We start from the raw sequence: 25,957 nt of genomic DNA, 5'->3' as shown, positions 1-25,957 counted from the left end.
GGATGTCTCCGTCAAGATAGGAAAGAGTAAGCGGTCCGGCTCGCAGGCAACACGCCGCGGCGCCGGTCGATTGCCGCATGCAGGCGGCCGGCCCAGGCCAGCAGTTGCCGGTCGGCGCCAGGCCGAGCCACCAGCAGCACGCCGATCGGCAGTCCGGCGGCGTCGACCGTTACGGGCAAATGCAGGCAGGGCCAGCCCAGCACCGACCAAGCCTTGTTGAAGCCGGAATTGCCGGTATGCGACAGGCCGGCCGGCGCCGGACCCAGTGCGCTGCTGGTCAGTACCAGGTCGATGTCGCCGAAGCTGTGTTCCCAGCTGTTGCGCGCGGACTCCTGCAGGCGCCGCGCCTGCGCATGATCGGCATCGGACAACGACAGGCCACGGCGGATCGTGTCGTGCAGCGCCGGGCTCAGCAGCGCATCGGCGGCGGTCGCGATGGCCGCCAGGCTGCGCGCCATTTCATAGGCCACCAGCACGCCATGCGCCTCCAGCAGCCGCGCCGAGGACGCCGGCGGTGCAACGGTGGCCATCGCGTGGCCTCGTTCCAGCAGGTCGCGACGCGCGTGGTCGAGGACGTTGGCGGCTGCCGGCTCGAGCCGATATCCGGGCGGCTCGGGCAGGAATCCGAAGCGCAATGCGGCGCGGCGATCGACATCGGCGCCTGGCAGCAGCACGGCGCCAACGCGCGCCGCGGTGTCCACCGTGTCGGCATGCCAGCCGATCACGTCCAACGAGGGGCACATCACGCGCATGCCGCGGCGCGACAGCACGGAATAAGTCGGTTTGAAACCCACCACGCCGCAGAACGCCGCCGGCCGGATCATCGAGCCTCCGGTCTGCGTACCGAGCGCGAAAGGGACCATGCCGGCCGCGACTGCCGCCGCCGATCCGCTCGACGAGCCGCCCGGGGTGTGGTCCGCATTGGCGGGATTGCGCGTGGGCCCAGGTGTCACATGGGCGAACTCCGCCGTCACAGTCTTGCCGATCGGCACGGCGCCTGCCGCGCGCAACCGCGCCACGCAATCGGCGTCGGCCGGCGCAGGGTCGTCCGGACTGGCGGGCGAGCCGCACCGCGTCGGCATGCCGGCAACGTCGAGCACGTCCTTGACGCCGAAAGGCATCCCTTGCAGCGGGCCGGACAGCGAACCGGCGTCGCGAAGCGCGGCCTCGCCGGCAAGCCGAACCCACGCATGCAGGGCTCGATCCTGATCGGCCACGCGGCGCACCCAGTTCGTCAGATCGTCGGCCCTGACCAGGGTGGGGAAGGAAGAAACGGAGGGAACGGGATAGCGATTCACGATGGGGCACCAAAAGATGCCCCCATGCTAGTTACACTACTGTGTACCGTCCAATTCAAAATCAATGCGACATTATGACCAATACCGACATAATGTTTCTCGACGACCGATTGCTGGCGTGCTTTTGCGCGGCGGCCGAGGAATTGCACTTCGGCCGTGCCGCCGCGCGCCTGTTCATGAGCCAGCCGCCGTTCAGCCAGCAGATCAAGCGGCTCGAGGCCATGGTCGGCGCGCCGCTGTTCGTCCGTACCACGCGATCGGTGCGGCTGACGCCGGCCGGCGAGGTCATGTACCAGCACGCCCGCACCATCGCGGGACAGACACGCGTGATGCTGCGCGCGGTGCGGCAGGCCGCCGAAGGCGAGGGCGGCTCGCTGGTGGTGGGCATCGCGCCGACCGCCGCGTACTCGCCCGTGGCGGACGCGCTGTACCGCTACCGCGTCGCGCATCCGGAAGTCACGCTCGACCTGCGCGAGATGAATTCGGTGACGATGGAGGCGATGCTGCGCGCGCGGACGATCGATGTCGCGGTGATGCGGCCGATGTCGATGGATCCGGAGTTCGACCGCTTCGAGGTCTTTCGCGAACCGATGATGCTGGCGCTGCGGCGGGACCATCGTTGGGCCGGCCGCCGCCGCGTCAGCGTCGACCAGGCGGCGACGTTGCCGTTGATCGGCTATTCGCAACAGGCGTCGCCATACTTCCGCGGCATGCTGCAGGCCATGTTCGCCGACGCGGGCAAGGCGCCGCGCTTCGTGCAGGACAGCGTGATACCGACGGTGCTGACGCTGGTCGAGATTGGCGTCGGGGCCGCCATCGTGCCGCGCTCGCTGGCGCGCCTGCGCAGCGAGTCGCTCGCCTTCGTGCCCCTGCAGGACCCGTCCCGTGCGATGGCCACCATCGTGGTCGCGAGCCTGCACGGGCACGCCAATTTGGCTGTCGATCATTTCCGCGCCGCGCTGCGCCAGGCGGACCGCAAACCGGCTCCTGGATGAGCGCGGGACGAGGGCTGGGGCACGCTCGCCCGCACAGCGGCCGGAACGGGGCCCCGGCAGTGTAAACTGCGGGGTTTTTCACTCAGGCGCTATGCTGCAAGTGCCCCCGAGCGCAGGCCCCGGCGGACAGACGCTGATCCGGCTGCTTGCGCACCTGACCGAAGCCCAGGCCCCCGAACCGGGGCCGTCGCTGTCCGGCCAGCTGAGCCAATGGCTGGGCTGGACCGATGCGATTGCCCTCTCGTCGGCGCTCAATGGCAACCCGCCGGCCGCGCCGGCGGCCGCCGCGCGCGTCGCCAGCGACGAAGCGGCCGACTGCGCGCGGGTGCGGGCGATGCTGGTCGACGCGATCCGCGACGACCGCGCTTCGGCCCGGGGGCGGCGCAGTCCGGTCCGGCCGTTGCCGGCGGAGGCGCTCGACGCGTCGGCCGACTTCGCGATCTACCGCCAACGCTATCTGACGCTGCAGCAGCGGATGGAGACCGCCATCGGCGATCTGCGCGGCCGCCTGCGTGCCGCCCTGGCCCGCCGGTCAGGCCAAGGCAGGCTTGCCATGCTCGATGCGGTGATGGAACGCGTGATGGGCGCGCGCGAGCAAGCCTTGCTGGCGAACCTGCCGGCCGTGCTGGAGGCGCGCTATCAGCGCTTGCGGCAGGCCGAGGAGCGCGCGCTGGCCCAGATCGCGGCCGCCGATGCAACCGAAGCCGCCGAAGCCGCGCAAGCGCCCGATACCCACAATGCCGCCAATGCCGCCAATGCCGCCGAAAGGGCCGAGCCCGCTGGCGTGGCGGTGACGATCACGCCGGGCGCGTGGCGCCGCGTGTTCCGCCGAGACATGGAAGACCTGCTGCTGGCCGAACTGGACCTGCGTTTCCAACCCGTCGACGGATTGGTCGCAGCCCTGGGCCCCCATCGATCCGGCAGCTAATCAGAACATCATGACCCGATTCCCTATTCAACTTGTTGTGTTCCTCGCCGGCCTGCTGGCCGTCTGCTGGATCGGTGCCGGCTACGCGGGCTCGAATGCGCTGGCGTTCGCCGTGACGCTGCTGATCGGCGGCTTCTATGTCGGTGGCGCCTTCGAGCTGCAACGCTATCGCCGCGCGACGGCGAGCCTGACGCAGGCGGTCAACGGCCTGTCGGAGACGCCGGCCAGCCTGGGTGCCTGGCTCGACCGCATCGATCCTGGCCTGCGCCAGGCCGTTCGGCTGCGGGTCGAAGGCGAACGCGTGGCCTTGCCCGGTCCCGCGCTGACCTCGTATTTCGTCGGGCTGCTGGTGCTGCTCGGCATGCTCGGCACCTTTCTGGGCATGGTCGCCACGCTGAAGGGCACCGGCCTCGCGCTGGAAACCGCGACCGATCTGCAGGCGATCCGCGCCTCGCTGGCCGCGCCGGTCAAGGGCCTGGGCTTCGCCTTCGGTACCTCGGTGGCCGGCGTGGCGACCTCGGCCATGCTGGGACTGCTGTCGGCGCTGTGCCGTCAAGAGCGTATCGGCGCGGCGCAGGCGCTGGACGCCCATATCGCGACGACCTTGCGCGTCCATTCGCGGGCCCATCAGCGCGAGGAGGCGTTCCGGCTGATGCAGAGCCAGGCGGAGACGATGCCGGTACTGGTGGACCGGCTGAACGCGATGATGGCCGCGATGGAGCAGCAGAGCCAGGCGCTGACCGAACGGCTCGCCGCCAGCCAGGACGCGTTCCACGGGAAGACTGAAGCGGTCTACACCCGCCTGGCGGCGTCGGTCGAGCGGTCGCTGAAGGACGGCGTCGCGGAAAGCGCGCGGGCCGCCAGCGCGGCGATCCAGCCGGCGGTGGAAGCCACGATGACGGGCCTGGCCCGCGAAGCGGCCGGACTGCGCGATACCGTCACGCAGTCGATGCAGCAGCAACTGGAAGGCCTCGCATCCCGTTTCGATGCCACCACGACCCAGGCGGCCGGCCTGTGGAACGAGGCGCTGGCGGACCACCGGCGTACCAGCGCGGCGCTGGCCGACGGTCTGCGCGGCACGCTCGATGGCTTCGCCGCCAGCTTCGAGCAGCGCTCGGCCGGCCTGCTCGAGCAGGTTGCTCAGCGCATGGACACCGCGGCAGCGGCCGTGTCGGCCCGCTGGAACGAGGCCATGTCCGGCCAGGAACGCACCATCGGCGCGATTGCGGCCGAGAACCAGCAGGCGCTCGCCAACGCCGCGAGCGCGTTCGAGCGGAGCGCCAGCGCGCTGCTCGGCACGGTGGCACAGGCCCAGGCCGAACTGCGGGCGCAACTGGCCGCGCAGGACGAACAGCGGCTCGCCAACTGGAGCGCGACGCTGTCCAGCCACGAGCGCGCGATCGGCGCGATCGCGACGGAGAACCAGCAGGCGCTGGCGGCCGCCGCGGGCGCCTTCGAACAGAACGCCAGCGCGCTGCTGGCCACGGTGGCGCAGGCACAGACCGAATTGCGCGCGCAACTGGCCGCGCAGGACGAGCAGCGCCTTGCCAACTGGAGCGCGACGCTGTCCAGCCACGAGCGCGCGATCGGCGCGATCGCGACCGAGAACCAGCAGGCACTGGCGGCCGCCACGGGCGCGTTCGAACAGAATGCGAGCACGCTGCTGACCACGGTGGCACAGGCGCAGGCCGAGCTGCGCGCGCAACTGGCGGCGCACGACGAGCAGCGCCTTGCCAACTGGAGCGCGACGCTGGACGGCATCGCCGCCGCACTGCGCCAGCAATGGGAACAGACCGGTGCGCAGACCGCGAGCCGGCAGCAACAGATCTGCGAGACGCTGGAGCGCACCGCGCACGAGATCACCGCGCAGACGCAGGCGCAGGCCGGTGCCACCATCGCCGAGGTCGCCCGTCTGGCGCAGGTCGCCGGCGAAGCGCCGCGCGTGGCCGCCGACGCCATTGCCGAACTGCGGCGCAAGCTGTCCGATGAAATGGCGCGCGACAACGCGATGCTGGAAGAACGCACGCGCCTGATGGAGAGCCTGTCCACGCTGCTCGACCAGGTCAGCCGGACCTCGACCGCGCAACGCGAGGCGGTCGACACGCTGGTCGGCACCAGTGCGGAACTGCTCGAACGCATCGGCTCGCACTTCACCGACAAGGTGGAGGCCGAGACCGGCAAGCTGACCGACGTCGCCGCACAGGTCACCGGCAGCGCGGCCGAGGTGGCCAGCCTGGGCGAAGCATTCGGCGTGGCGGTGCAGCTGTTCAGCGAATCGAACGACAAGCTGGTCGCGCATCTGCAGCGCATCGAGGCCGCGCTCGACAAGTCGATGGCCCGCAGCGACGAGCAGCTGGCCTACTACGTGGCCCAGGCGCGCGAGGTGGTCGATCTCAGCATGCGTTCGCAGAAGCAGATCCTGGAGGACCTGCAGCATGTCGCCGGCCGGCGCGCACCCGACGCAGAGGCGGCATGAGAGAGGAGATCGACGCCGGCGTCGAGCCGGCCGTACCGACCTGGGCCGTCTTCGGCGACCTGATGTCGGTCGTGCTCGGCGCCTTCGTGCTGATTCTGCTGGGCGTGATCGGCATCCAGCTCGAACTCGCCTCGCGGCTGGACAACGAGGTCAAGCAGCGCCAGCAGGAAATGCATCGCCGCGAGAGCCTGGAAAAGGCGCTGGCCGGGCCGCTGGCGGCAGGGCGCGTGACGCTGGTGAACGGACGCATCGGCATCAGCGGCAACGTGCTGTTCGCGCTGAATTCCGCCGAGCTGCAACCCGAAGGACAGGACGTGCTCAAGAGCCTGGCGGCGCCGTTGAAGGCCTATCTGCGCAATCGGGACGAGATCCTGATGGTCAGCGGCTTCACTGACGACCGGCAGGTGCGCGACGGCAACCGCCAGTTCGCCGACAACTGGGAGCTGTCGGCCCAGCGCGCGCTGACGGTGACCCGCGCGCTGATCGATGCGGGCGTGCCGGCGGCGTCGGTGTTCTCGGCCGCGTTCGGCTCGCAGCAGCCGGTCGCGTCGAACAAGGACGCGCAGGGCCGCGCTCGCAACCGCCGCGTCGAGATCGCGCCGATTCCGCGCGTGTCGATGGGAACAGGGAAGTCCGGTGGCTAGCCTGGATGCGGACGACGTGCGCGCGCGCATCGACGCATGGCGCGACAGCGGGGCGGATCGCGTCGATCCGGTCCGCTTTCGCCTGCTGGAGGGACTGGCACGCCGGATGGAAGCCCAAGGCGGCGAGGCGCGGCGGCGCCTGCAGGACAGGCTCGCCGCACTCGTTCAGGCCTATGACGACGCGCTTCAGCAAGCAGCCGGCGAGTCCGGCGAGCCCGAGCACAATCCACAGCGAGGCGCGCGCACGCCGGGACCGCTGGCGGCGCTGGCGTGCGAGCTCAGAGGCGATACGGACGCGCAAGGCGAGGGCCCGGCAGCCGCGCCGATCGCGCCGAGGCATCCGCCGCAACCGGATCCGGCCCTGGTCGACTATGTGCGCCGCACATGGACCCGTCTGAGCGCCGATCGCGCCTGGCGTCAATCGCTGGAGCGCGTCCCCGAGAACGCCGGACCGCTGAACTCCAACCATCTGATCCATCGCGCGCTGTCGGCGATGCGCGAGCTGTCGCCGGGCTATCTGCAGCAGTTGCTGTCGTATGTCGATACGCTGTCGCGGCTCGAGCGGATGAACGCCGACAGCGCCGCCGACCGCGCCGCCGACAGCAAGAGCACGCCGCCCGCCGCCAATCCGGCCAAGTCCGCGCGAGGCAAAGCGCGCCAGTCGCGCGCCCGGCCCGCGGGGTCCTCGAAAGCCTGAGACCCGGCGGCATCACCGCATCACCGCATCACTGCATCGGGGATCACGACATCACGACCTCACGGCGCCACCGGCGTCAGTCCGGCCGCGGTAAAGATCTGCTGCAGTTCGCCGCTGCCGCGCAGCGCATCGAGCGCGCGCTGTACCGCGTCGGCCAGTTCCTTGTTATCGGCCTTGACCGCCATGCCGACCGCCCAGCCGCGCGGCGGCAGCAGCGGCGACGAGACTTCCGCGGCCGCGTACTGCGAAGCGGCGCGACCCTCGTCCTTCAGCGCGCTCTCGTACTGCGAACGCGTGACCATCGCGGCCGCGATCTCGCCGGCGAACAGCGCCCGCAAGCTGTCGCGCGGCGACGGATAGATGCGGACCTTGTCTCGCAGCGCGCCGCCGGCACCGGCCAGCAGGGCATTGGCACCGGCCGATCCGGCTTCGGCGCCGAGCGGCAGGCCCGCCAGATCGCCGAGGTCGCGGATCTGCGGCAGCCGCGCGGTGTCGTGCACCAGCACGAACTGCTCGCGATAGTACGGCGCGAAGATCGTCGCCTTGTCGTTCTCCCGCATGAAGGCGCGATCGACCGGCACGTGCAGCATCACGTCCGCCGGCCCATAGCCCAGATAGTGGCCGCGCCAGACCATGTTGCGCAGGTCGTCCACCATGTTCTCGTCCGCGTCGAAGGGCAGCAGCGTCAGCGACAGATTCAGCTGGCGGCTCAGCGCTTCCGCGATCGCGACGTCGACGCCGGTCGGCTTGCCATCGACGACCTCGGAGAAGGGGGCAAAGGCCTTGTAGACGGCGACCTTCAGCCGGCCACTCTCGCGGATTCGGGCCAGATCGGCCCAGGCGCCGGCCGACCAGGCGAGTCCGGCCGACAGCAACAGCAACGCGATGGCGCGGCGGCGGCGCGGGGCCGCCTTCGGTGCGAGCGCTGCCCGCATCGAAGGCGCGTGGGACATCGGGGGCATCGTTGTCTCCTGAAGGGGCGAACGGAAAAGAAGGGGAGCGACCGCGGCGCACCGAGCCGCGCCGAAGCGCGACAGGCATCGCCGTGCGCTCTCACTGCGGCCGGCGCGACTCCAGATAGGTCTTCAGCGCCCACACGGCTTCCTGCGTCAGCGTTTCGTCGAACGGGGGCATGTAGACGCGGCCGTCGCGCGTGCGGCCGCGGCGCACGGTGGTGGCGAAGTACTGGTCGATCTCGCTGTAGCAGCCTTGCTTCTTCTTCGGGTCGGCCAGCGCCGAACAGTCCGAGTCGAGACTGCGCAGGTCCGGCGCAATGCCTCCGGAGATCGCGTCGAGCCCGTGGCAGCGCGCGCAGTTCTGGTTATAGGCGGAGCTGCCGATGCGTAGCGCCTCGTCGTGAGCCGGGCCTGTGCGGTAAGGGTTTTCCTGCTTCCACTCCTTGCCAAGCTGCGGCAACGTGCTGGTGTCGACCGCCTGGGGCGTGACGTCGCCGTGGGCGTGCGCGGCACCCGGGATCGCGGCGGCGGTCAGGCCAGCGCCGAGGACAAGGGCGCAGAGGAGGGGGCGGAAAAGCGGGCGGAAAGTCGGGCGGAAAGTCGCCATCGTGGTCTCCTGATGTTGTCGGGATCGTTTGCCCCGATCGTCCGCAAGAGCTGTGCCACTCGCGCCAGGCCCGGAAACCGCGGGAATTGCCATGCGGCGGCGTCGCCCGCGTTGCAGCATGGCCGCCGGGGCGCCCTCGAATTCAACACCCTGGCAAGCATTTTGCTCCACAATGCAACAGTGCCCGGGCGGAACGCTCCGCGCGGGCGCCCCGATCGCCGAAGATCCGGCACCAAGATGCCGGGCAGCCGAACAGGAGACATCCCATGACCCCGCACGAGCCGGAGCCGCACGGCGGCACGCACGCCGACACCATCGCCCAGGCCCACCAGCGATCGCAGTCCTATGGCTTGCGCCCCTACGAGACTCCGGACTTCGGACCCGTCGCCCCGGTCGACCTGCGCAGCCAGATCGAGAAGAGCCAGTCGCTGTTCACGCACGCGCTGCCGGTGATGGAGATGCTGTACGACCAGATCGTCAACACGCACAGCATGGTGATCCTGACCGATACGGCCGGACTGATCCTGCATTCGCTGGGCGACGACGACTTCCTGGAGAAGGCCGACAAGGTCGCGCTGCGTCCCGGCGCGGTGTGGTCCGAGGAGAGCAAGGGCACGAACGCGATCGGCACCGCGCTGACGGAGGGGCTGCCGACGCTGGTCCATGGCGACGAACACTTCCTGCGTGCCAATCACTTCCTGACCTGCTCGTGCTCGCCGATCCTCGATCCCTACGGCAAGACGGTAGGCGCGCTCGATGTCACGGGGGACCATCGCGGCTTCCACAAGCACACGATGGCGCTGGTGCGCATGTCCGCGCAGATGATCGAGAACCATCTGTTCGAAAACGCGTTCCAGGACATGGTGCGCGTCCATTTCCACGCGCGCCAGGAGTTCATCGGCACCATTGCGGAAGGGCTGGCTTCGTTCACGCCCGGCGGCCGCTTCCTGTCGGCCAATCGCAGCGGGCAGTTCCAGCTCGGCCTGTCGGTCGGCGCCTTGCGCGCGCATACGTTTTCGTCGCTGTTCGGGCTGTCGATGGGGCAGCTGTTCGACGCGCTGCGCAGCGCCCCCGGTGGCGTGATGCCGCTGCAGCTGTCGAGCGGGGTCAAGGTCTGGGCCCGCGTCGAGATCACTCGCTCGACGGTGGTCCCGTCCGGCGGACTGATGCCCGAGGCCCGCGAGACGGCCGTGCCGCGCCGCAGCCGGCTGCCGAACGCCGCCCAGCCCGGCGGCCTGGACGAGCTCGATACCGGCGATCCGCAGATGGCGGCGGTGATCGGCAAGCTGCGCAAGGTCGTCGGCCGCGATATCCCGGTGATGATCTGCGGCGAAACCGGTACCGGCAAGGAACTGCTGGCGCGTGCGATCCACGCCGAGAGCCAGCGCCAGCAGGGCCCGTTCGTCGCGGTCAACTGCGCCTCGATTCCCGAGACGCTGTTCGAGTCCGAGCTGTTCGGCTACGAGGAGGGCGCGTTCACCGGGGCGCGCAAGAAGGGCGGCATCGGCAAGATGCTGCTGGCCAACGGCGGCACGCTGTTCCTCGACGAGATCGGCGACATGCCGCTGCATCTGCAGGTGCGGCTGCTGCGGGCGCTGCAGGAACGCTCGGTGACGCCGCTGGGCAGCAACAAGGTCATCGAGGTGGACTTCGTGCTGATCTGCGCGACCAACCGCAATCTGCGCGAGGAAGTCGCGGCCGGGCGCTTCCGCGAGGACCTGTACTACCGGCTCAATGGCCTGGTGGTGCGGCTGCCCGCGCTGCGCGACCGCAGCGACCTCGACGTGGTCGCGGCCAAGGTGCTGGCGCGGCATGGCGGCGCGTCGCCGCCGCTGCGCATCGCGGAGCCGGTCATGCGGATGTTCGCGTCCTACCACTGGCCGGGCAATATCCGCCAGCTCGCCAACCTGCTGAACACGGCGCGCTTGATGGCGGAGGGAGAGGACGAGATCGACGTGTCGCACCTGCCAGACGACTTCCTTGACGACTGGCGCGAACGCAACGAAGCGGGCCTGGGTGCGTCGACTGCGGTGTCGGCCGCCCCGGCCGGCGGGATGCCCAACTTCGCGCCGGCGGGCTCGCCGTCGCAGCCGCTGCGGCCGACGCGGCTCGCCGATGTCGAGGCGCTGACGATCGTGGCAGCCGTCAAGGCGCATCACGGCAATATCTCGGCGGCCGCCAAGGCGCTCGGCATCTCGCGCAATACGGTCTACCGCAAGCTCGGCGAGGCGGACCGCCTGCTGCAGAGCGACGGGGAGGCCGGCCCGGACGCCCCGTACTGAGCCTGCCCCCGCGTTGGCCGAATCGTTGGCCCGGCCGTTGGCGGGGTCGTTGCCCACGCCTCACGATGGCCCGGCCGGCGCGGTCCGCATCCACTGATCCTCCAGCTCCAGCCAAGCGCGCTGTACGTTCAGCGCGTGCCGCGGCACGAAGCCGCGCCACTGCCGGAAGGCGTCGCCGGGCACCGCGCGCGATGCATCGGCAGCGTCCACCCCGCGAGCGAGCCCTTGCCGGATCGCGTCTTCCAGACCGTCGAGGTAGGCCAGCGTCGGCGCCAGGCTCCGCTGCGGCGGCCCGACGGCATCGCCGATCACCGCGGTCGCGGGCAGGGCCGCGAGCGCGCGCAGCGCGGCGCGCCAGCCCGTCAGCGAGCCGTCACGCAGATCCGGCACCTGGTCGCCCGTGACCAAGCCACCGCCGTACAGCAGCTGCAGCGAGGGCGCATACAACGCGGTGTCCGAGGTGCTGTGCGCGTTGGCGAAGAGCCGCACCTGCCAGCGGAGTCCGGCCGCCTCGAGCGGGATGCCGTCCCGCAGCGCAGGCCGCGGCAGCACGATGCCCGTGCCCGCCATCGCGGCGGGCCCCAGTTCGGCCACGAGAAGACGGCGGCAGGCGTCGCAACGCGATCGCATCGCGTCGGCTGTCGCCGTCGACGCCAGGAAGGCAGGGCGCGGGCGCAATTCCGCGAAGGCGGCGTTGGCCAACACCTGCCAGGGGTGTGGATGCGAATTGACGACCCAACGCACCGGCAGCGCGGTCCGTCGCCGGATCGCCGCGACCAGGCGGCGGCCGTGGTTCAGGTTTGGGCCGGGATCGACGACCAGCACGCCGTCCTGGCCGATCGCGACGAGGCATGGCGAGAGCGGCAGGTCGTCGCGCTCCACCGCGCCGGTGTAGATGCCGGGCGCCACCGGCGACAGTATCAGCGGCTTCCCCGCGCCTGCCGCCGCGGCAACGCGGCGCGCGCACAGCGCGGCCAGTCCCAGGCCGGCGGCACGCCGCAGGAACACGCGGCGGCCGCCCGTCACGAGGACAGCTCCCGGATCGCCGCGCGCAATGCCTCTGCCATTGGCCCCGTGGCCAGATGTCCGGCGCGCGGCAACACGTGCAGGACGGCATGCGGCATTGCCGCCAGCAGCCGGGCCGAATTGCCGGGCCGGCAGACGCGATCGCGCGCACCATGCAAAAGGATCGCGGGAATCCGGTGCCGCGCGATGCTGGCGGCGCAACGCAGCAGCGCGGGCTTGCCCAATCCGCAGCGGCGCTGCAGGTAGTGCGCCTGGATGCGGTACTTGCGCCGAAGCACTTCGTCCTCGCGCATGGCGGGACGGCCCCGTCGATGACGGGCAGCGCGTCCGCCCAGCAGCGCCGTTTCCACCGCGCGCCACCGCCTTGCGGTGTCCCGTTGTTGAACACCTGTTCCATTCTGCAGCAGCCGTACGGCGCAACGCCGTTGTGCGTCGGCCCCATTGCCGCGTGCTTGCGGTGCAGCAACGGCGGTACGCAAGGGGGGCGGCACCGACATGCCGCGGGCGCGCGCGGCGAACAGCCGCAGGATATCGTCGCGGCCGGTCAGGAAGGTGCCGCGCAGCACCAGGCCGGCGACGCGCTGCGGCCACCGCGCGGCGTAGGCCAGCGCCAGCGCGGCGCCCCATGAGCCGGCGGCCACATGCCAGCGCTCGACGCCCAGCGCCGCGCGCAGCCGTTCGATATCGGCCAGCAGCGCACCGGTGGTGTTGCGCCGAAGCGTGCCGGCAGGGCGCGACCGGCCCGCGCCGCGCTGATCGGCGAGGATCGCGAGGTGGCGCGTCGGATCGAACCAGTCCGCCATCGACGGCGAACAGCCGCTGCCCGGGCCGCCATGCAGCACCAGCCAGGGAACGCCGTCGGCGCGGCCATGGAGGCGCACGTGCAGGCTGTGCATGTCCGCCGTGCGCAGCCGGAAGACGCGGTCTGCGGAACCGCCGGGAAGGCGTTGCCGCTGTGCGGTGTCGGGCATGGATGTTGCCTCATCGTCGATGCGGAAAGGCGGGGCACTGCGCCGCCGCCCGTTCCGACTCGGCAATCACAGTCCGTGCCAAGCAACCACATCGAAGGAGACCTCATGAACTGGACCACGCCCGCCTATACCGATCTTCGCCTCGGCTTCGAGATCACGATGTATATCGCCAACCGCTGACGTCGAGCGGATCAGCCGATGGTCCCCGCGTCCGCGGGGACTGCAACACGAACGCAAGGCGCGTACGGCGCGTGGCACCGCGATGACGACGTTAAAGGTTCTGGGCTCCGCGGCGGGCGGGGGCTTTCCGCAGTGGAACTGCAACTGCACCAATTGCGACGGCGTGCGTCGCGGCGCGGTTTCGGCGATGCCACGCACGCAGTCTTCGATCGCGTTGACGGAGAACGGGCTGGACTGGCTGCTGGTCAACGCATCCCCCGACATCCTGGCGCAGATCCGCGCCACGCCGGCATTGCAGCCGGCACGCCAGCGGCGCGACACGGGCATCGCGTCCGTGCTGCTGATGGACGCGCAGATCGATCATGTCACCGGGCTGCTGATGTTGCGCGAGAACAGTCGTCGACTGCCGCTATATGCGACCGCGCCGGTGCTCGCCGACCTGTCCGAGGCCTTGCCGCTGTCGCGCGTGCTGTCGCACTACTGCGGTCTGGAGCCGCATCCGCTGCCGCTCGATGGCAAACCGTTGCGCATTGCGCCGCTGCAGCGCGCCACCGTCACGCCCGTGCCGCTCGACAGCAAGGCACCACCGTATTCGCCGAACCGGCAGGCGCCCCGGCGTGGCGACAACATCGGCCTGCGCGTCGTCGACACCGCCACCGGCAGACGCGTTTTTTACGCTCCCGGCCTCGGGCACGTGACAGCCGAGCTGATGGAGGAACTGCGCGGCGCCGATATCGTGCTGGTCGACGGCACGTTCTGGACCGACGACGAGATGCTGCGGCAGGGGCTGTCGAACAAGACCGCAGCCGAGATGGGCCATCTGGCGCTGTCGGGCGCAGGCGGCATGGTCGAGGTACTCGACGCGCTGCCGGCATCGCGCAAGATCCTGATCCATATCAACAACACCAATCCGATTCTCGACGAACGGTCGCCGCAGCGCCGCCATCTGAGCGCGCGCGGCATCGAGGTCGCCTGGGATGGCATGGAGATCGCGCTATGACGCAGGCCACCGCGTGGAGCCCCGCCGAATTCGAATCGCGGCTGCGCGCGAAGCAGTCGGGCTACCACATTCATCACCCATTCCATCGCCGCATGGCGGCGGGGCACTGCACGCCGGAACAGATCCGAGGCTGGGTGGCCAACCGGTTTTACTACCAGGTCCGCATCCCGCAGAAAGACGCCGCCATTCTCGCCAACTGCCCGGACCGCGAGACACGCCGGCTGTGGGTGCAGCGCATCGTCGACCATGACGGCACGGACAGCGAGCCCGGCGGCATCGAAGCCTGGGTCCGGCTCGGGGAGGCGGTGGGCCTGCCGCGCCAGGCGCTGTGGTCGCAGGAGCTGGTGCTGCCTGGCGTGCGCTTCGCCGTCGACGCCTACGTCAATTTCGCGCGCAGCGCGCCGTGGCAGGAGGCGGTGTGCTCGTCGCTGTCCGAGATGTTCGCCCCGGAGATCCACCGGCAGCGGCTGGAAGGCTGGCCGGAGCACTACCCATGGATCGAGCGCGACGGGCTGGACTATTTCCGCTCGCGCATCCCGCTGGCCCAGCGCGATGTCGACCACGGCCTGCGCGTGACACTCGAACATTTCCGTACGCCGGCCGAGCAGCGGCGCGCGCTCGAGATCTTGCAGTTCAAGCTCGACGTGCTGTGGTCGATGCTCGATGCCATCGAGAGGGCCTATCCATGACCGCGCCATCCCCGCCATCCCCGCCATCCCCGTCATCCCCGCACACCGGCATGCCGACCCTGCATCGGACGCTGCGCCTGCAATGGGAGGAGGCCCAACAGGCCTGGGTGCTGCTGTATCCCGAGGGCATGGTCACCTTGAACGACAGCGCGGCGGCAATCCTGCGGCGCTGCGACGGCTCACGGACACTCGACATGCTGATCGACGAACTGCAGGGCGCGTACGACGTACAAGGAATCGCCGCGGAGGTCCATGCCTTTGTCAAACATGCATTCGAACGCGGCTGGCTCGCCTGAGGGAGCAGCGCGTCCCGGTCCGCCGCTGTGGCTGCTGGCCGAGCTGACCTATCGCTGCCCGCTGCACTGCGCGTTCTGCTCGAATCCGGTCGACTATGCGCGGCACGGCGAGGAGCTCGACACCGCGCGGTGGCTGGACGTGTTGACGCAGGCCAGAGCGCTGGGCGCGGTGCAGCTGGGACTGTCCGGCGGCGAGCCGCTGATGCGCAAGGATCTCGAAGCGCTCGTCGCGCATGCGCGCGGGCTCGGCTTCTACATCAACCTGATCACCTCCGGTGTCGGCTTGACCGACGAACGGTTGGGGGCGCTGCGCGAGGCGGGGCTCGACCACATCCAGCTTTCCTTCCAGGATTCGACGCGCGAGCTGAACGACTTCCTGTCGAGCACGCGCACCTTTGACCTGAAGCGGCGCGTGGCCCGGATGATCAAGGCGCACGGCTATCCGATGGTGATGAACTGCGTGCTGCACCGGCATAACCTGCCGCATGTCGGCACCATCATCGAAATGGCGCTGGAGATGGGCGCCGAGTATCTGGAGCTGGCCAACACCCAGTACTACGGCTGGGCCTGGCGCAACCGCCTGGCGCTGATGCCCGATGCCGCGCAACTGCGCGAAGCCGAGGCCGTGGTGGAGCGCTATCGGCGGCGCATCGGCTCGCGTTGCCGCATTCTGTTCGTGGTACCGGACTATTTCGAAACGCGGCCCAAGAAGTGCATGAACGGCTGGGGCACGACGTTTCTGGGCGTCGCGCCCGACGGCACGGCGCTGCCTTGCCACGCCGCCCGCATGCTGCCGGGCCTCGCGCTGCCAAACGTCAACGACATGCCACTGCGCGAGATCTGGTTCGACAGCGACGCATTCAACCGCTATCGCGGCACCGCGTGGATGAAGGGGGCATGCCGTTCCTGCGAGGAGAAGGAGGCCGACGCGGGCGGCTGCCGCTGCCAGGCATGGCAGCTGACCGGCGACGCCGACGCGACGGATCCGGTCTGCGACCGGTCCGGCGATCACGATCGCGTGCGTGCCATCGTGGCGCAGGGCCGGCTGGCCGCCGTGCTGGCCCAGGGACGCGTGGAGCGGGGCAGAAAGGCGCCGCTGCTGTTCCGCACCGATGCCAATTCGCTGCGGTTGAGCGAGGGGTAGAGCGCGAGAGCGGCGGAGCGGCAGAGCGGAAGAGCGGAAGAGCGGCGGAGCGGCAGAGCGGAAGAGAGGGCGAGTCGCGCGGCGAGCCGTCGCGCTGCCGGCACCATGCTCCCTCTCCCGCTTGCGGGAGAGGGCTGGGGAGAGGGCTGGGGAGAGGGCGATGAAGGACCATGGAGGGCGATGGAACATCGCGCCTCGCACGGGCCGCCGTTCAGCCGGCCTCCAGCACCCACGCCGCCAGCTGCTTCGCTTCCTCGTCCTTCAGCGAAGGATGCGGCGGCATTGGAATCCGCCCCCATACCCCCTTGCCGCCCTCCTGGATCTTGCGCGCCAGCTTGCCTGCGGCCTCGCCGTCCCCCTTGTATTTGGCGGCAACCTCGGCGAAGCCAGGGCCGACCAGCTTGCCCTGCATGCCATGGCAGGAGAAGCAGCCGTTCTTGTCCGCCAGCGCCTTGATATCGGGTGCCGCCTGTGCCGATGCCGCAAGCGCGAGGCCGAAGGCAAGGGCGGCTGCGCGCGGCGCGATACGTCGATTTCGTTCTTTCTGCATGGAATTCTCCAGCTCTTGCTGGGCCGGCACCGCCGAGGGCCGGCCCGTCGGACAAACGCTCAGACCTTGCTCAGCTTGAACACCCAGACCGAGCCGCCTTGCTCGAGGAAGTTGACGCGCTTGGCGACGTCGCCGCCCCACAGCGGCACGGCGCCGCCCCAGCCCGACACCACGGCGATGAACTGCTCGCCGTTCTCTTCCCAGGTGACCGGCGGCGCCACCACGCCGCTGCCGGTCTGGAACTGCCACAGCTCCTTGCCGGTCTTCGCATCGGCCGCCTTCAGATAGCCCTCCGGCGTGCCCCAGAACACGAGGCCGCCGGCGGTCGTCATCACGCCGCCCCACAGCGGCGCATTGTTCTTGACTTCCCAGACGATCTTGCCGGTCTTCGGATCGATCGCGCGCAGCGCGCCGATATAGTCCTCGTTCAGCGGCTTGATGGTGAAACCCGCGCCAAGGAAGGCCGCGCCTTTCTTGTAGGTGATCGGCTCGTTCCAGATGTCCATGCCCCACTCGTTGGCCGGGACGTAGAACATGCGGGTCTGCGGGCTGTATGCCATCGGCTGCTGGTTCTTGCCGCCGAGGAAGCCCGGCGCCGCGAACACCGACTGCCCCTTCTTCTGGTCCGCGGGATCGCCGGGACGGCTTTCGGCGACGAAGTTGGGCCGGCCGGTCTTCAGATCGATGTCCTTTGCCCAGGTCACCTTGCGGACAAATGGAAAGGCGTTCAGCACCTTGCCGTCGCGCGCGTCGTTGACGTAGAAGAAGCCGTTGCGGTCGGCTTTGCCGCCGACGCGCTTGCCGTCGAGATCGAAGGTCACGAACTCGTTGACGCCGTCGAAGTCCCAGCCGTCGTTCGGTGTGTTCTGGTAATGCCAGACGATCTTTCCGGTGGCCGGATCGATGGCGACCGTCGACGACGAGTACAGGTTGTCGCCCTTGCGCAGGTGGCTGTTCCACGGCCCCGGGTTGCCGGTGCCGAAATAGGCCAGCCCCGTCTTCGGATCGTAGGTGCCGCCGAGCCAGGTCGCCGCGCCGCCGGTCTTCCAGGTCTCGCCGGGCCAGCTGGCGTTCAGGTTGCCGGTGATGCCGTTCTCGATCTTGTTGCCCTCGGCGTCGAACCGGTAGCCCATGTGCCCTTCGACGGTCGGGCGGACCCAGACCATCCGGCCGGTCTTCGCGTCGCGCGCCTCGACGCGGCCGACCACGCCGAACTCGCCGCCAGACACGCCGGTCAACACCAGGCCCTTGACGATCATCGGCGCCGCCGTGTACGAATAGCCGGCCGCGTAATCGTCGATCTTGTCCTTCCACACGACCTTGCCGGTGTCCTGGTTGAGCGCCACCAGTTGCGCATCCAGCGTGCCGAAGATGACCAGGTTGTCGTAGAGTGCCGCGCCGCGGTTCACCACGTCGCAGCAGGGCATGATGCCTTCGGGCAGCCGATGCTCGTACTTCCACAGCTTGGCGCCGGTCTTCGCATCGAGCGCGAAGATCCGCGAATACGATGCGGTAACGAACATCTTGCCGTTATGGATCAGCGGCTGCGATTCCTGGCCGCGCTGCTTCTCTCCGCCGAACGAGAACGACCAAGCCGGCACCAGGCGCGCGACGTTCTTCGTATTGATCCTTGCCAGCGGCGAGAAGCGCTGGCCCTCCGGTCCGATTCCCCACGACAACACATCACCGGGACTCTTCGCGTCGTTTTCGATCATCGCGTCCGTTACCGCGGCACGCGCGGCGAAGCTGGCCACGCAGGCGGTTGCCAGCACCAGCACCTTCAACTTGCTCATCGTTTGCTCCTCTCTCTTTTTGTCGATCATCGGTTTCGATCATCGGTTTCGATCATCTTTGCTGCGGATTTCCCGGTGGTCCTTCGGTAGGCGCGGCACGGGCCGATCGGCAATGCCGCGCCGGTGCGCCAAACCGCAAATCGCGTGCCACGCCAGCCGTGAAAAATTCCCGTTGTTGGCGGGCCATTTCGCGCCGCGATCGACTGCGCAGATGCGCCGTACCGGGCCGTATCGCGCTACCGCGCAACAACCGCTGTCGCGGAATGGAGCACCTCTTGGCCGAGCCCGGCACAGGCGTTCATGGCGCCAATGCCTCGCGTTCGTACGCGGGATACAGGTGCGTGACGTTGCGCAGGTATTCGGCCGGCATCGCGGCCCATTCCGAGTAGGGCGCCGGCACCGGCATCGCGATGACCTCGGCGAGGTCGCGGCCCTCCCTGGCGGCCTGGCGCAGGCGCGCATCGAGCCAACGCAGGTAATCCCGCGTCTGTGCGATCGCATCGGCGCGATCGAGCGCCGGGCCATGGCTTGGCACCAGCAGACGCAAGCCGTCGTCGCGCATCCGGCGTTCCAGCACGTCCAGGCTGGCCAGCCAGCGTGCGATGTCGGCGTGCGGCGTGGTCGGGACGCGCGCGCGGAAGACGAGGCCGCCGGCGAACATCACGCGCGCGGTATGGTCGATCAGCACCAGGTCGTCGCCGGTATGGCCCTGCAGGTGCAGCAGCTCGAAGCGATGGCGGCCGATCGTGCGCTGTCCCGGCTCGATCGTCGTGGCGGGCGGCGCCGGTTCAGTGCCGGCCATCCAGTCTCCGCACAGCCGATACAGGTTGTCGGCATACGAGCCCGCCTCGCGCGCAGCACCCGCGACGGTGCCGGCAAGCGCCGCCGGCTTCGCGTCGGCGTAGGCCTGGTTGCCGAAGAAGTAGTCGGGATGCAGGTTCAGATTCAGCACCAGGCGGACCGGCGCATCAGTTACCTTGGCGATCGCCGCGCGCTGTTGCTCGCCGTAGCGCCGCGACGGTCCCGTATTGACGACGACCACGCCGTCGCCGGTATCGATGAAGGCGGTATTGATGATGTTGCAGCCGTTGCCGACCGCGAAGTCGGCGTTCGCGCCCTCGAGCAGCCAGACGCCGTCGCCGATGCCGCGCGGCGCGAGGCGGTAGTCTGGCGGCTGCAGCGGCCTCTCTGCGAGCCCGTCGCCGAATGCCGATGCGGGCAACAGCAGGGCAATCCGCAGGGCAATCTGCCGGGCGATCGTGGCCAGCCTGTTGCTCATGGCAGCACCCTGGCGTCGATACGGTTGCCGTTGTTGTCGCGGCCGGTCACCGCCAGCGGTTGGGCAGCCGGCTCGCGCAGGTCGAACGAGAAGATCGGGTTCTCCGAAACGGGCTCGTGCAGCGCCAGCGTGCCGAGCGGTTCGCGGCGGCCGTCGACGAGGGCCAGCTGCTCGATATGGAAGGCAGGGATGCCCGCCACGAGGCCGGTATCCATTGGATGCATCACGCGGATCCGGACGCGGCCACCGCCGCCATCGAGCGCGGCGAAGCGCCGGGCCTCGACCCGGTTCAGCGTCGCGCTCCACGAGCCATCCTTGCGTGTCACGCCGGGCACCGTGCAGCCGCCGCCGGCGGCGTCGACCAGCAGTCCACCGACATGCCAGACCCCGTCGCGCGTGCGCGCCGCCACCCGTACCGGCGATCCCTGTTCGAGCTTGAAGCGGAAGGACAGGGCGGGCTTGAGCCTGCCAGGCGTGAAGGTCAGCACCTGGCGAATCGGATTGCGGTCGACGCCCACGACGATCCTGTCGACCTCGCCCAGCGCGGAGGCATCGAACGCGATGGGCACGTTCAGTGCATCCTCGGCGAAAGCGGGGCCAATAACCTTGACGCGCGGATCGAATACCGCCGGCGCATCGCCCAGCATCTCGGCGCGCAGCGTGGGCCATTGCGGCGAGGCGAAGGGATCGGCATCGGCCGCCGCATGCCCCCGTGCCGCGGCCAGTACCGCCGCCAGGGCCAGCAGCGTGCCGAACCACCCGCGGCTGCGCCCGCCATGGCGGCGGGGCCAGGCTGGCCGGCTCATGCCCGCTTCCCCAGCGGCCTTGCCATGCCGCGCTGCGGGTCGTAGCCGAACAATGCCACGCCGAAGAACAGGCAGGCACACGCGGCCACCACGGCGAGGCTGCCCCATGCCGCCTGGCCATACAGCGCGAAACGGATGGCCTCGACCGCGTGCGTGAACGGGTTGATCCGCGCCAACTGGTGGATCGCCTCGGCCCCCGATTCCTCGAGTTTCCACAGCGGATACAGCGCGGTGCTGATGAAGAACATCGGGAAGATCACGAAGTTCATCATGCCGGCGAAGTTCTCCAGCTGGCGGACATGCACCGACAGCGCCAGGCCGAGCGCACCGAGCATCAGTGCAACCAGCGTCATTGCCGCCAGCAGCATCGGCAGCGCGGTCCAGGCAACCGGCACGTCGAACAGCACGGCAACCAGCAGGAACACGGCCATCTGCAGCAGCGACAGCAGCGCACCGGCCGCGAGCTTGCATGCCAGCAACCATGGCCGCGGCAGCGGCGCCGTCAGCAGCAGCCGCATCACGCCCATTTCGCGGTCGTAGACCATCGCCAGCGAGGACTGCATGCCGTTGAACAGCGCAATCATCGCCAGCAGGCCGGGGGTCAGATAGACCTTGTATTCGACATAGGTGTCGTAGGGCGGAATGATGGCGACACCGAACACGTTCTGGAAGCCTGCGGCAAATACCAGGAACCACAGCAGGGGCCGCACCAGTGACGAGACGAGCCGCCCGGGCTGGCGCAGGAACTTGCGCAATTCGCGCCCGGCGACGGCGCGCAGCGCGCGCCAGCGGTGGAGCAGGGGAGAGGTCGGCATGGCGATGGGGGGCATGGGGATCAGCGGCGGCACGCGCTCTCGGGCGCATCCGCGCCCAGCGTGTCGAGGTTGTTCTTCGGATGCAGGAAACCGTCGAGCGGGGCGACCGCCGCCACGCCATCGGGATGCGCGAGCAACACCGGCTGGCGCAGCTGCCCGTCCCAGGGCCGGAAACTCAGGCGCGGGCCCTTGAAGCCGTCGATGGCAATGTCGCCGGATCGCAGCGCCTTCGCCTGGTCGGCAAACGGCGCCTTCGGCGCGCGCGTCACCGCTTCGACCACCGCCTTGATCGCCACCCATCCCGCCCAATCGTGTCCGCTCATCGGCCGCCCGGCTGCCTTGACGAAGCGCCGGTTCAATTGCGGGCCGCCGTGGCGCTCCCACGCGCGGTGCCACGCCATCGCGGTCAGCCCGTTGGCGCCGGCAACCGGGCGCGGCAGCTGCGTGGCATACGGCACGGTGCGGGCGAACTCGCCATCGGCGTCGGCGACGATCACGACGTCATGGTCGGGCCCACCGGTCAGCAGGCGGACGTTGGCGAGCTCCCGTTCGCGCGGATCGTTCGACAGGCGGAAATCGCGCTGCGCGGCCCAGGCGACCCCGAAGCGCCGGGCCGCCTGCTGATAGAGCGCCTGCCACGCGCGATCCTCCGGGGCGGGTCCGGTCAGCAGCAATGCCTTGCGCCATTTGCGGGCGGCCAGCGCCTGCATCAGCGCGTCGGCCTGCATGCGCCGGCTCGGCAGCGTGTGCAGCAGATGCGGGGCGCAGCCTTCCCCGCGCAACGCGTCGTCGTCGGCCGAAACATTGAGCAGCAGGGCGTCGGCCGGTTTGGCCGCACGGGCCGCCGCGCGGACCGCATCGGCGGGCAGGTCCAGCACGATATAGCGGACACCCTGGCGCGCCAGCGCGGCTGCGGCCTGGGCCGCGGCCTGCGCATCGCGGGCTTCGGCGGCTTCGATCTTCAGCGTCAGCCCCGCGGCCTCGAGCGCAAGGCGGGATTCGGCAGCGGCGACGCGCATGCCGTCGAAAGGCCGGCCCTCGGGGTGGCCCGGATAGCGCTGTTCCAGCCGTTTGGGCTCGTAGCGCGGATCGTCGGCGAGGCTGACGACGCCGATGCGCAGTTCGGACGCAGCGGCGGGCTGCGCAGGCGTTGCCGTAGCCGTTGCAATGCCGGCCAGCAACACGCACATGGCAAGCGGTCGCAGGCAGGGCAGGCTAGTCATCGATCGCCACCGAATGCGGTACGCGGCCCGCCTTCAGCGTCGCCACCGCCTTGGCGCGCGCGGTGTCGACCACGCTGACGTCGTCCGACAGGCCGTTGGTCACGTACAGCAGCGCATCGTCGCGGGTCAGCGCCAGGCCCCACGCGCGCCTGCCGACCAGCACGTAGTCGAGCACGCGCCGGCTCGCGGCATCGACCACCGCCACATGGTTGGCCCGTCCGAGCGCCACATAGGCGCGCCGGCCATCGCGCGACAGCGCCATACCCACCGGCGTCACGTCGTCCGCGCGAAAGCCTTTCGGTGCGAACGTCAGCACGTGCACGACCTGCAGCGTGTCGGTGCGGATGATCGACACGCTCGCGGCGAGCTCGTTGCTGACCCACAGCTCCTTGCCGTCCGGCGACAGCGCGAAGCGGCGCGGCCGATTGCCGACCGGGATATGGCGAATGATCTTGCGGCTGTCCACGTCGATCACGTGGACCAGATTGGCCACTTCGGAGGCGACGTAGACGCGCTTGCCGTCGGCGCTGACCTTGACCCCTTCCGGCTCCTCGCCGACGGCCACCGAAAAACGCTTCTGTCCGGTGGCCGTGTCGACCGCGGTCAGCAGCGCCTCTTCTTCGTTCGAGACGTAGAGCGTCCTGCCGTCCGGGCTGAGGTCGAAGATCTCGGGATCGTCGCCGACACGCAAGGCGGCCAGCGTCTTGCGCGCGCGGACATCGACCACGTCGACGCGATCGTCGTCGCTGCAGGCGACATAGAGCCGGCTGCGATCGGGAGACAGCTGCAGATGGCGCGGCCGGCGGCATTGCGGCAACACGGCGGACATCTGCCGGCTGGCGGCGTCGTAGAAAATCAGGCTGCCGTCCTTTTCGCTGGAGACGATCACCTGGCCGCGGCCCGCTCGTGGTGCCGCCTCCGACCATCCGGCCAGGACCAGCACCGCGGTCACGGCAAGCGTGGCGCCCACGATCCAGCGGATGCGCGGCACCGGTGGCAGATGGCTCATGGCAATGCCTCCGAATCTGTAAGGGCCAGGAAGGCCGCTTCGAGATCGGGCTGCCCGGTGGCGTCGCACAGCATCGCCGGAGGACCGTCGAAGCGCACCTTGCCCCGGTGCAGCACGACGACGCGGTCGCAGCCGGCAACCTCCTGCACCAGATGCGTGGCCCACAGCACCGCGGTCGATTGCCCCGCGGCAAGGCGGCGGGCCTCGTCGACGATCTGCATGCGGGAAGCCGGATCAAGTCCGACCGTGGCCTCGTCCATCAGCAGCAGCGCCGGTTCGTGCAGCAGCGCCCGCGCCAGTTCGACCTTGCGGCGGTTGCCGCCCGACAGCGCACGCACCGGCGAGCGATCGCGCTCGGCCAGGCCGAAGCGCGCGAGCAGGGCGGCGATCCGCGGCAGCGACTGGCGCCGGGCAAGGCCATGCAGGTCGGCATGGAACAGCAGGTTGTCGCGCACCGGCAGGCCCAGGTCGATCGCCGGCTGCTGGAAGACGATGCCGAGCCGGGCCAGCGCGCGGGCCGGATGCTCGCGCATGTCGGCGCCCATCACCTCGGCGCGCCCCGCGTCCGCCACGAACAGCCCGCTGAGGATCTGGAACAGCGTGGTCTTGCCGGCGCCGTTCGGCCCCAGCAACGCAACGAATTCGCCGGGGCGCACCGAAAGCGAAACGCCATCGAGCGCGGCCTGCCTGCCGAAACGCTTGACCAGTCCGTCGCAGCGCAGCGCCGGCGCGGTATCGCACGGTGCTTCGTTCGATGCGGCGTCCGCGCGCATCGCGGGGGCGAGGGTGGAACCCATCACGATGGCTCCTTGCCGGCGGCCAGGCCCAGCCGTTGCGCGAAGTCGCGCTCGCGGGCCCACACCCCGCGCAGATAGGCCTCGTACCGCGCGGTATCGAGATAGGTCAGTTCCTGGTCGTACCTGGCCAGCTCGGCCAGATGCCGGGGGTGGCGCATCGCTCGGGCAAAGGCATCGTGCAGCCGCCGGACGATACGCGGATCGGTGCCGCGCGGCGCGCCGATGCCGTAGGGCGAGTTGTGGACGGCGTCGGGATAGCCGAGCTCCTTCATGGTCGGCACCTCGGGCCAGCGCGGCGACCGGTGTTCGCTGAACAGCGCCAGCAGCCGCAGGCGTCCGCTGTCGACATAGGGTGCGAAACCGGTCGCGCCGACACCGGCCATCAGCGCGCCGCCGGATACCGCGAGCATCTGGTCGGCGATGCCGCGGTAAGGTACATGCACATAGCGGATATGGTGGCGCCCGAGCACGTCGTCGATCGCCAGATGCGGCGTGGTGCCGATGCCGGACGAGCCGACCGTCAACGCGTCCGGATGCGCCTGGCCCCAGGCCACCAGGTCGCCGAAACTGCGGAACGGGCTGTCGGCCGGCACCACCACGCCAAAGGTATAGCCGGAGATCATCACCACCGGCTGGATATCGCGCAGCGGCTGCCAGGTCGTCTTCTGCTGGTGCGGCAGCCGGTAGACCGTGACCGGCAACTGGCCGATCGTGTAACCGTCCGGCTTCGCCACGGCGAGCAGGGCGCCGACCAGCGCACCGCCCGCTCCGGCGCGGTTCTCCACCACCACCGGCTGGCCGAGCTCGTGTGCGACCAGTTCGGCCAATACCCGCATCGACAGATCGGTGGCGCCGCCCGCGGGCCAGGGCACGATCAGCGTCAGCGGATGCGACGGGTAATCGGCGGCCGCAGTGGTGCCGGCATCGGCCCAGGCCGCGACGGCGGGAAACGCCGCGCTCGCGGCCAGCGAACCAAGGGCGATCGCGAGGGCGCGGCGCCTTGGCATCGGCAGGGTCTGCGCGGGCGCCATCACGCGGCGAGGTCGGGATAGTCGACCGTCGCCCGCTCTGGCGGCGTCGCGGCGAGCCGCTCGGCTTCCTCGTCGCCGAACAGCCGCGAGCGCGTCAGAAAGCGCATGCCGGTGGCACGTTCGATCGAAAACATGCCGCCGTTGCCGGGCACCACGTCGATGATCAGCTGGGTATGCCGCCAGTATTCGAACTGCGATTCGCTCATGTAGAACGGTGCGCCGCCGATCTCGCCGAGCTTGATGTCGCTGCCGCCGACCAGGAATTCGCCGCGGGGGAAACACATCGGCGCGCTGCCGTCGCAGCAGCCGCCGGACTGGTGAAACAGGATGGGGCCGTGGTCGGCGATCAGCCGCGCGATCAGCGCGAGCGCGGCGTCGGTGGCGATGACGCGTGGGGGCAAGGGGGTATTCATCGTCGGATTCCGCGAAGATGCCCCCGCCCGAGCGAAGGCCGAGCGCCCGGCG

General features: G+C 69.7%; 26 protein-coding genes. 11 read left to right on the top strand and 15 right to left on the bottom strand.

The window, feature by feature from the left end:
- Positions 1-11: 11 nt before the first annotated feature.
- Positions 12-1,298 (bottom strand): amidase, encoded by a 1,287-nt coding sequence (locus LRR16_RS09095; RefSeq protein WP_232205657.1) that lies wholly within the window; start codon positions 1,296-1,298, stop codon positions 12-14.
- 74 nt (positions 1,299-1,372) lie between these two features.
- Here LRR16_RS09095 and LRR16_RS09090 point away from each other — a divergent pair, with 74 nt between their 5' ends.
- From LRR16_RS09090 to LRR16_RS09070, 5 genes are all read left to right on the top strand, one after another.
- The gene (locus tag LRR16_RS09090; protein ID WP_232205656.1) at positions 1,373-2,293 is read left to right on the top strand and encodes a LysR family transcriptional regulator; all 921 of its coding nucleotides are present in this window, start codon (positions 1,373-1,375) and stop codon (positions 2,291-2,293) included.
- 91 nt (positions 2,294-2,384) lie between these two features.
- On the top strand, positions 2,385-3,221 hold the full coding sequence (locus LRR16_RS09085; RefSeq protein WP_232205655.1) for a DUF3348 domain-containing protein: 837 nt from the start codon (positions 2,385-2,387) through the stop codon (positions 3,219-3,221).
- Positions 3,222-3,231: 10 nt separating this feature from the next.
- Entirely contained in the window at positions 3,232-5,697 is a 2,466-nt protein-coding gene (locus LRR16_RS09080; RefSeq protein WP_232205654.1) for a DUF802 domain-containing protein, read from the top strand.
- A complete protein-coding gene (locus LRR16_RS09075) occupies positions 5,694-6,341 on the top strand; it encodes an OmpA family protein (protein ID WP_006578208.1) in 648 nt (215 codons plus the stop codon). The genes LRR16_RS09080 and LRR16_RS09075 overlap by 4 nt, the downstream gene beginning before the upstream one ends.
- Entirely contained in the window at positions 6,334-7,038 is a 705-nt protein-coding gene (locus tag LRR16_RS09070; RefSeq protein ID WP_232205653.1) for a DUF2894 domain-containing protein, read from the top strand. Before LRR16_RS09075 ends, LRR16_RS09070 begins: the two co-directional genes overlap by 8 nt.
- Before the next feature lie 59 nt (positions 7,039-7,097).
- Here the strand turns inward: LRR16_RS09070 and LRR16_RS09065 are convergent, their stop codons facing one another.
- Positions 7,098-7,991, bottom strand: a complete 894-nt coding sequence (locus LRR16_RS09065; RefSeq protein ID WP_370646779.1) for a substrate-binding periplasmic protein — start codon at positions 7,989-7,991, stop codon at positions 7,098-7,100.
- Positions 7,992-8,091: 100 nt separating this feature from the next.
- Entirely contained in the window at positions 8,092-8,601 is a 510-nt protein-coding gene (pedF, locus tag LRR16_RS09060; RefSeq protein ID WP_006576851.1) for a cytochrome c-550 PedF, read from the bottom strand.
- A gap of 266 nt (positions 8,602-8,867) precedes the next feature.
- Between pedF and LRR16_RS09055 the strand changes: the two genes are divergently transcribed.
- Complete coding sequence (locus LRR16_RS09055; RefSeq protein WP_232205652.1) at positions 8,868-10,883, top strand: sigma-54-dependent Fis family transcriptional regulator; 2,016 nt, start codon at positions 8,868-8,870, stop codon at positions 10,881-10,883.
- Positions 10,884-10,943: 60 nt separating this feature from the next.
- On the opposite strand, the gene LRR16_RS09050 is transcribed toward LRR16_RS09055, so the two are convergent.
- Together LRR16_RS09050 and LRR16_RS09045 are read right to left on the bottom strand one after the other, a co-directional pair.
- A complete protein-coding gene (locus LRR16_RS09050) occupies positions 10,944-11,909 on the bottom strand; it encodes an MBL fold metallo-hydrolase (RefSeq protein WP_232205651.1) in 966 nt (321 codons plus the stop codon).
- Entirely contained in the window at positions 11,906-12,880 is a 975-nt protein-coding gene (locus tag LRR16_RS09045) for an alpha/beta fold hydrolase (RefSeq protein WP_232205650.1), read from the bottom strand. Before LRR16_RS09045 ends, LRR16_RS09050 begins: the two co-directional genes overlap by 4 nt.
- A gap of 105 nt (positions 12,881-12,985) precedes the next feature.
- On the opposite strand from LRR16_RS09045, the gene pqqA reads away from it, so the two are divergent.
- The 5 genes from pqqA (at position 12,986) to pqqE (ending at position 16,189) form a co-directional block, all read left to right on the top strand.
- The gene (gene pqqA, locus LRR16_RS09040; RefSeq protein ID WP_006578070.1) at positions 12,986-13,060 is read left to right on the top strand and encodes a pyrroloquinoline quinone precursor peptide PqqA; all 75 of its coding nucleotides are present in this window, start codon (positions 12,986-12,988) and stop codon (positions 13,058-13,060) included.
- An 82-nt stretch (positions 13,061-13,142) separates the two neighbouring features.
- Positions 13,143-14,060, top strand: a complete 918-nt coding sequence (gene pqqB, locus LRR16_RS09035; protein WP_232205649.1) for a pyrroloquinoline quinone biosynthesis protein PqqB — start codon at positions 13,143-13,145, stop codon at positions 14,058-14,060.
- Positions 14,057-14,749, top strand: coding sequence for a pyrroloquinoline-quinone synthase PqqC (gene pqqC, locus LRR16_RS09030; RefSeq protein ID WP_232205648.1), 693 nt, complete (start codon positions 14,057-14,059; stop codon positions 14,747-14,749). Before pqqB ends, pqqC begins: the two co-directional genes overlap by 4 nt.
- Positions 14,750-14,799: 50 nt before the next feature.
- Positions 14,800-15,045 (top strand): pyrroloquinoline quinone biosynthesis peptide chaperone PqqD, encoded by a 246-nt coding sequence (gene pqqD / locus LRR16_RS09025; RefSeq protein ID WP_006578067.1) that lies wholly within the window; start codon positions 14,800-14,802, stop codon positions 15,043-15,045.
- The gene (gene pqqE / locus LRR16_RS09020) at positions 15,017-16,189 is read left to right on the top strand and encodes a pyrroloquinoline quinone biosynthesis protein PqqE (RefSeq protein WP_232205767.1); all 1,173 of its coding nucleotides are present in this window, start codon (positions 15,017-15,019) and stop codon (positions 16,187-16,189) included. The genes pqqD and pqqE overlap by 29 nt, the downstream gene beginning before the upstream one ends.
- 211 nt (positions 16,190-16,400) lie before the next feature.
- Here the strand turns inward: pqqE and LRR16_RS09015 are convergent, their stop codons facing one another.
- The 10 genes from LRR16_RS09015 to LRR16_RS08970 all read right to left on the bottom strand — a co-directional run bounded on the left by LRR16_RS09015 (position 16,401) and on the right by LRR16_RS08970 (position 25,905).
- A complete protein-coding gene (locus LRR16_RS09015) occupies positions 16,401-16,739 on the bottom strand; it encodes a c-type cytochrome (RefSeq protein ID WP_064573563.1) in 339 nt (112 codons plus the stop codon).
- Positions 16,740-16,798: 59 nt separating this feature from the next.
- Positions 16,799-18,532, bottom strand: a complete 1,734-nt coding sequence (locus tag LRR16_RS09010; protein WP_006578064.1) for a PQQ-dependent methanol/ethanol family dehydrogenase — start codon at positions 18,530-18,532, stop codon at positions 16,799-16,801.
- Between the two features lie 298 nt (positions 18,533-18,830).
- Positions 18,831-19,811 carry a quinoprotein relay system zinc metallohydrolase 1 gene (locus LRR16_RS09005; protein ID WP_370646775.1) on the bottom strand — a complete coding sequence of 327 codons (981 nt, stop codon included), beginning with the start codon at positions 19,809-19,811 and terminating at the stop codon, positions 18,831-18,833.
- On the bottom strand, positions 19,808-20,617 hold the full coding sequence (locus LRR16_RS09000) for a quinoprotein dehydrogenase-associated SoxYZ-like carrier (protein WP_232205647.1): 810 nt from the start codon (positions 20,615-20,617) through the stop codon (positions 19,808-19,810). Before LRR16_RS09000 ends, LRR16_RS09005 begins: the two co-directional genes overlap by 4 nt.
- Entirely contained in the window at positions 20,614-21,447 is an 834-nt protein-coding gene (locus LRR16_RS08995; protein ID WP_232205646.1) for an ABC transporter permease, read from the bottom strand. Before LRR16_RS08995 ends, LRR16_RS09000 begins: the two co-directional genes overlap by 4 nt.
- A gap of 5 nt (positions 21,448-21,452) precedes the next feature.
- Positions 21,453-22,655, bottom strand: a complete 1,203-nt coding sequence (locus LRR16_RS08990) for an ABC transporter substrate-binding protein (RefSeq protein ID WP_232205645.1) — start codon at positions 22,653-22,655, stop codon at positions 21,453-21,455.
- Positions 22,648-23,664 (bottom strand): PQQ-dependent catabolism-associated beta-propeller protein, encoded by a 1,017-nt coding sequence (locus tag LRR16_RS08985; protein WP_232205644.1) that lies wholly within the window; start codon positions 23,662-23,664, stop codon positions 22,648-22,650. Before LRR16_RS08985 ends, LRR16_RS08990 begins: the two co-directional genes overlap by 8 nt.
- Entirely contained in the window at positions 23,661-24,437 is a 777-nt protein-coding gene (locus tag LRR16_RS08980; RefSeq protein WP_232205765.1) for an ABC transporter ATP-binding protein, read from the bottom strand. Before LRR16_RS08980 ends, LRR16_RS08985 begins: the two co-directional genes overlap by 4 nt.
- A gap of 23 nt (positions 24,438-24,460) precedes the next feature.
- Positions 24,461-25,468, bottom strand: a complete 1,008-nt coding sequence (locus LRR16_RS08975) for a tripartite tricarboxylate transporter substrate binding protein (protein ID WP_043438220.1) — start codon at positions 25,466-25,468, stop codon at positions 24,461-24,463.
- A gap of 23 nt (positions 25,469-25,491) precedes the next feature.
- Entirely contained in the window at positions 25,492-25,905 is a 414-nt protein-coding gene (locus LRR16_RS08970) for a DUF779 domain-containing protein (protein WP_006578021.1), read from the bottom strand.
- Positions 25,906-25,957: the final 52 nt, after the last annotated feature.

The organism is Cupriavidus sp. UGS-1, assembly GCF_021213615.1.
GTDB lineage: Bacteria > Pseudomonadota > Gammaproteobacteria > Burkholderiales > Burkholderiaceae > Cupriavidus.
This window is presented reverse-complemented; position numbering and strand designations above follow the sequence as displayed.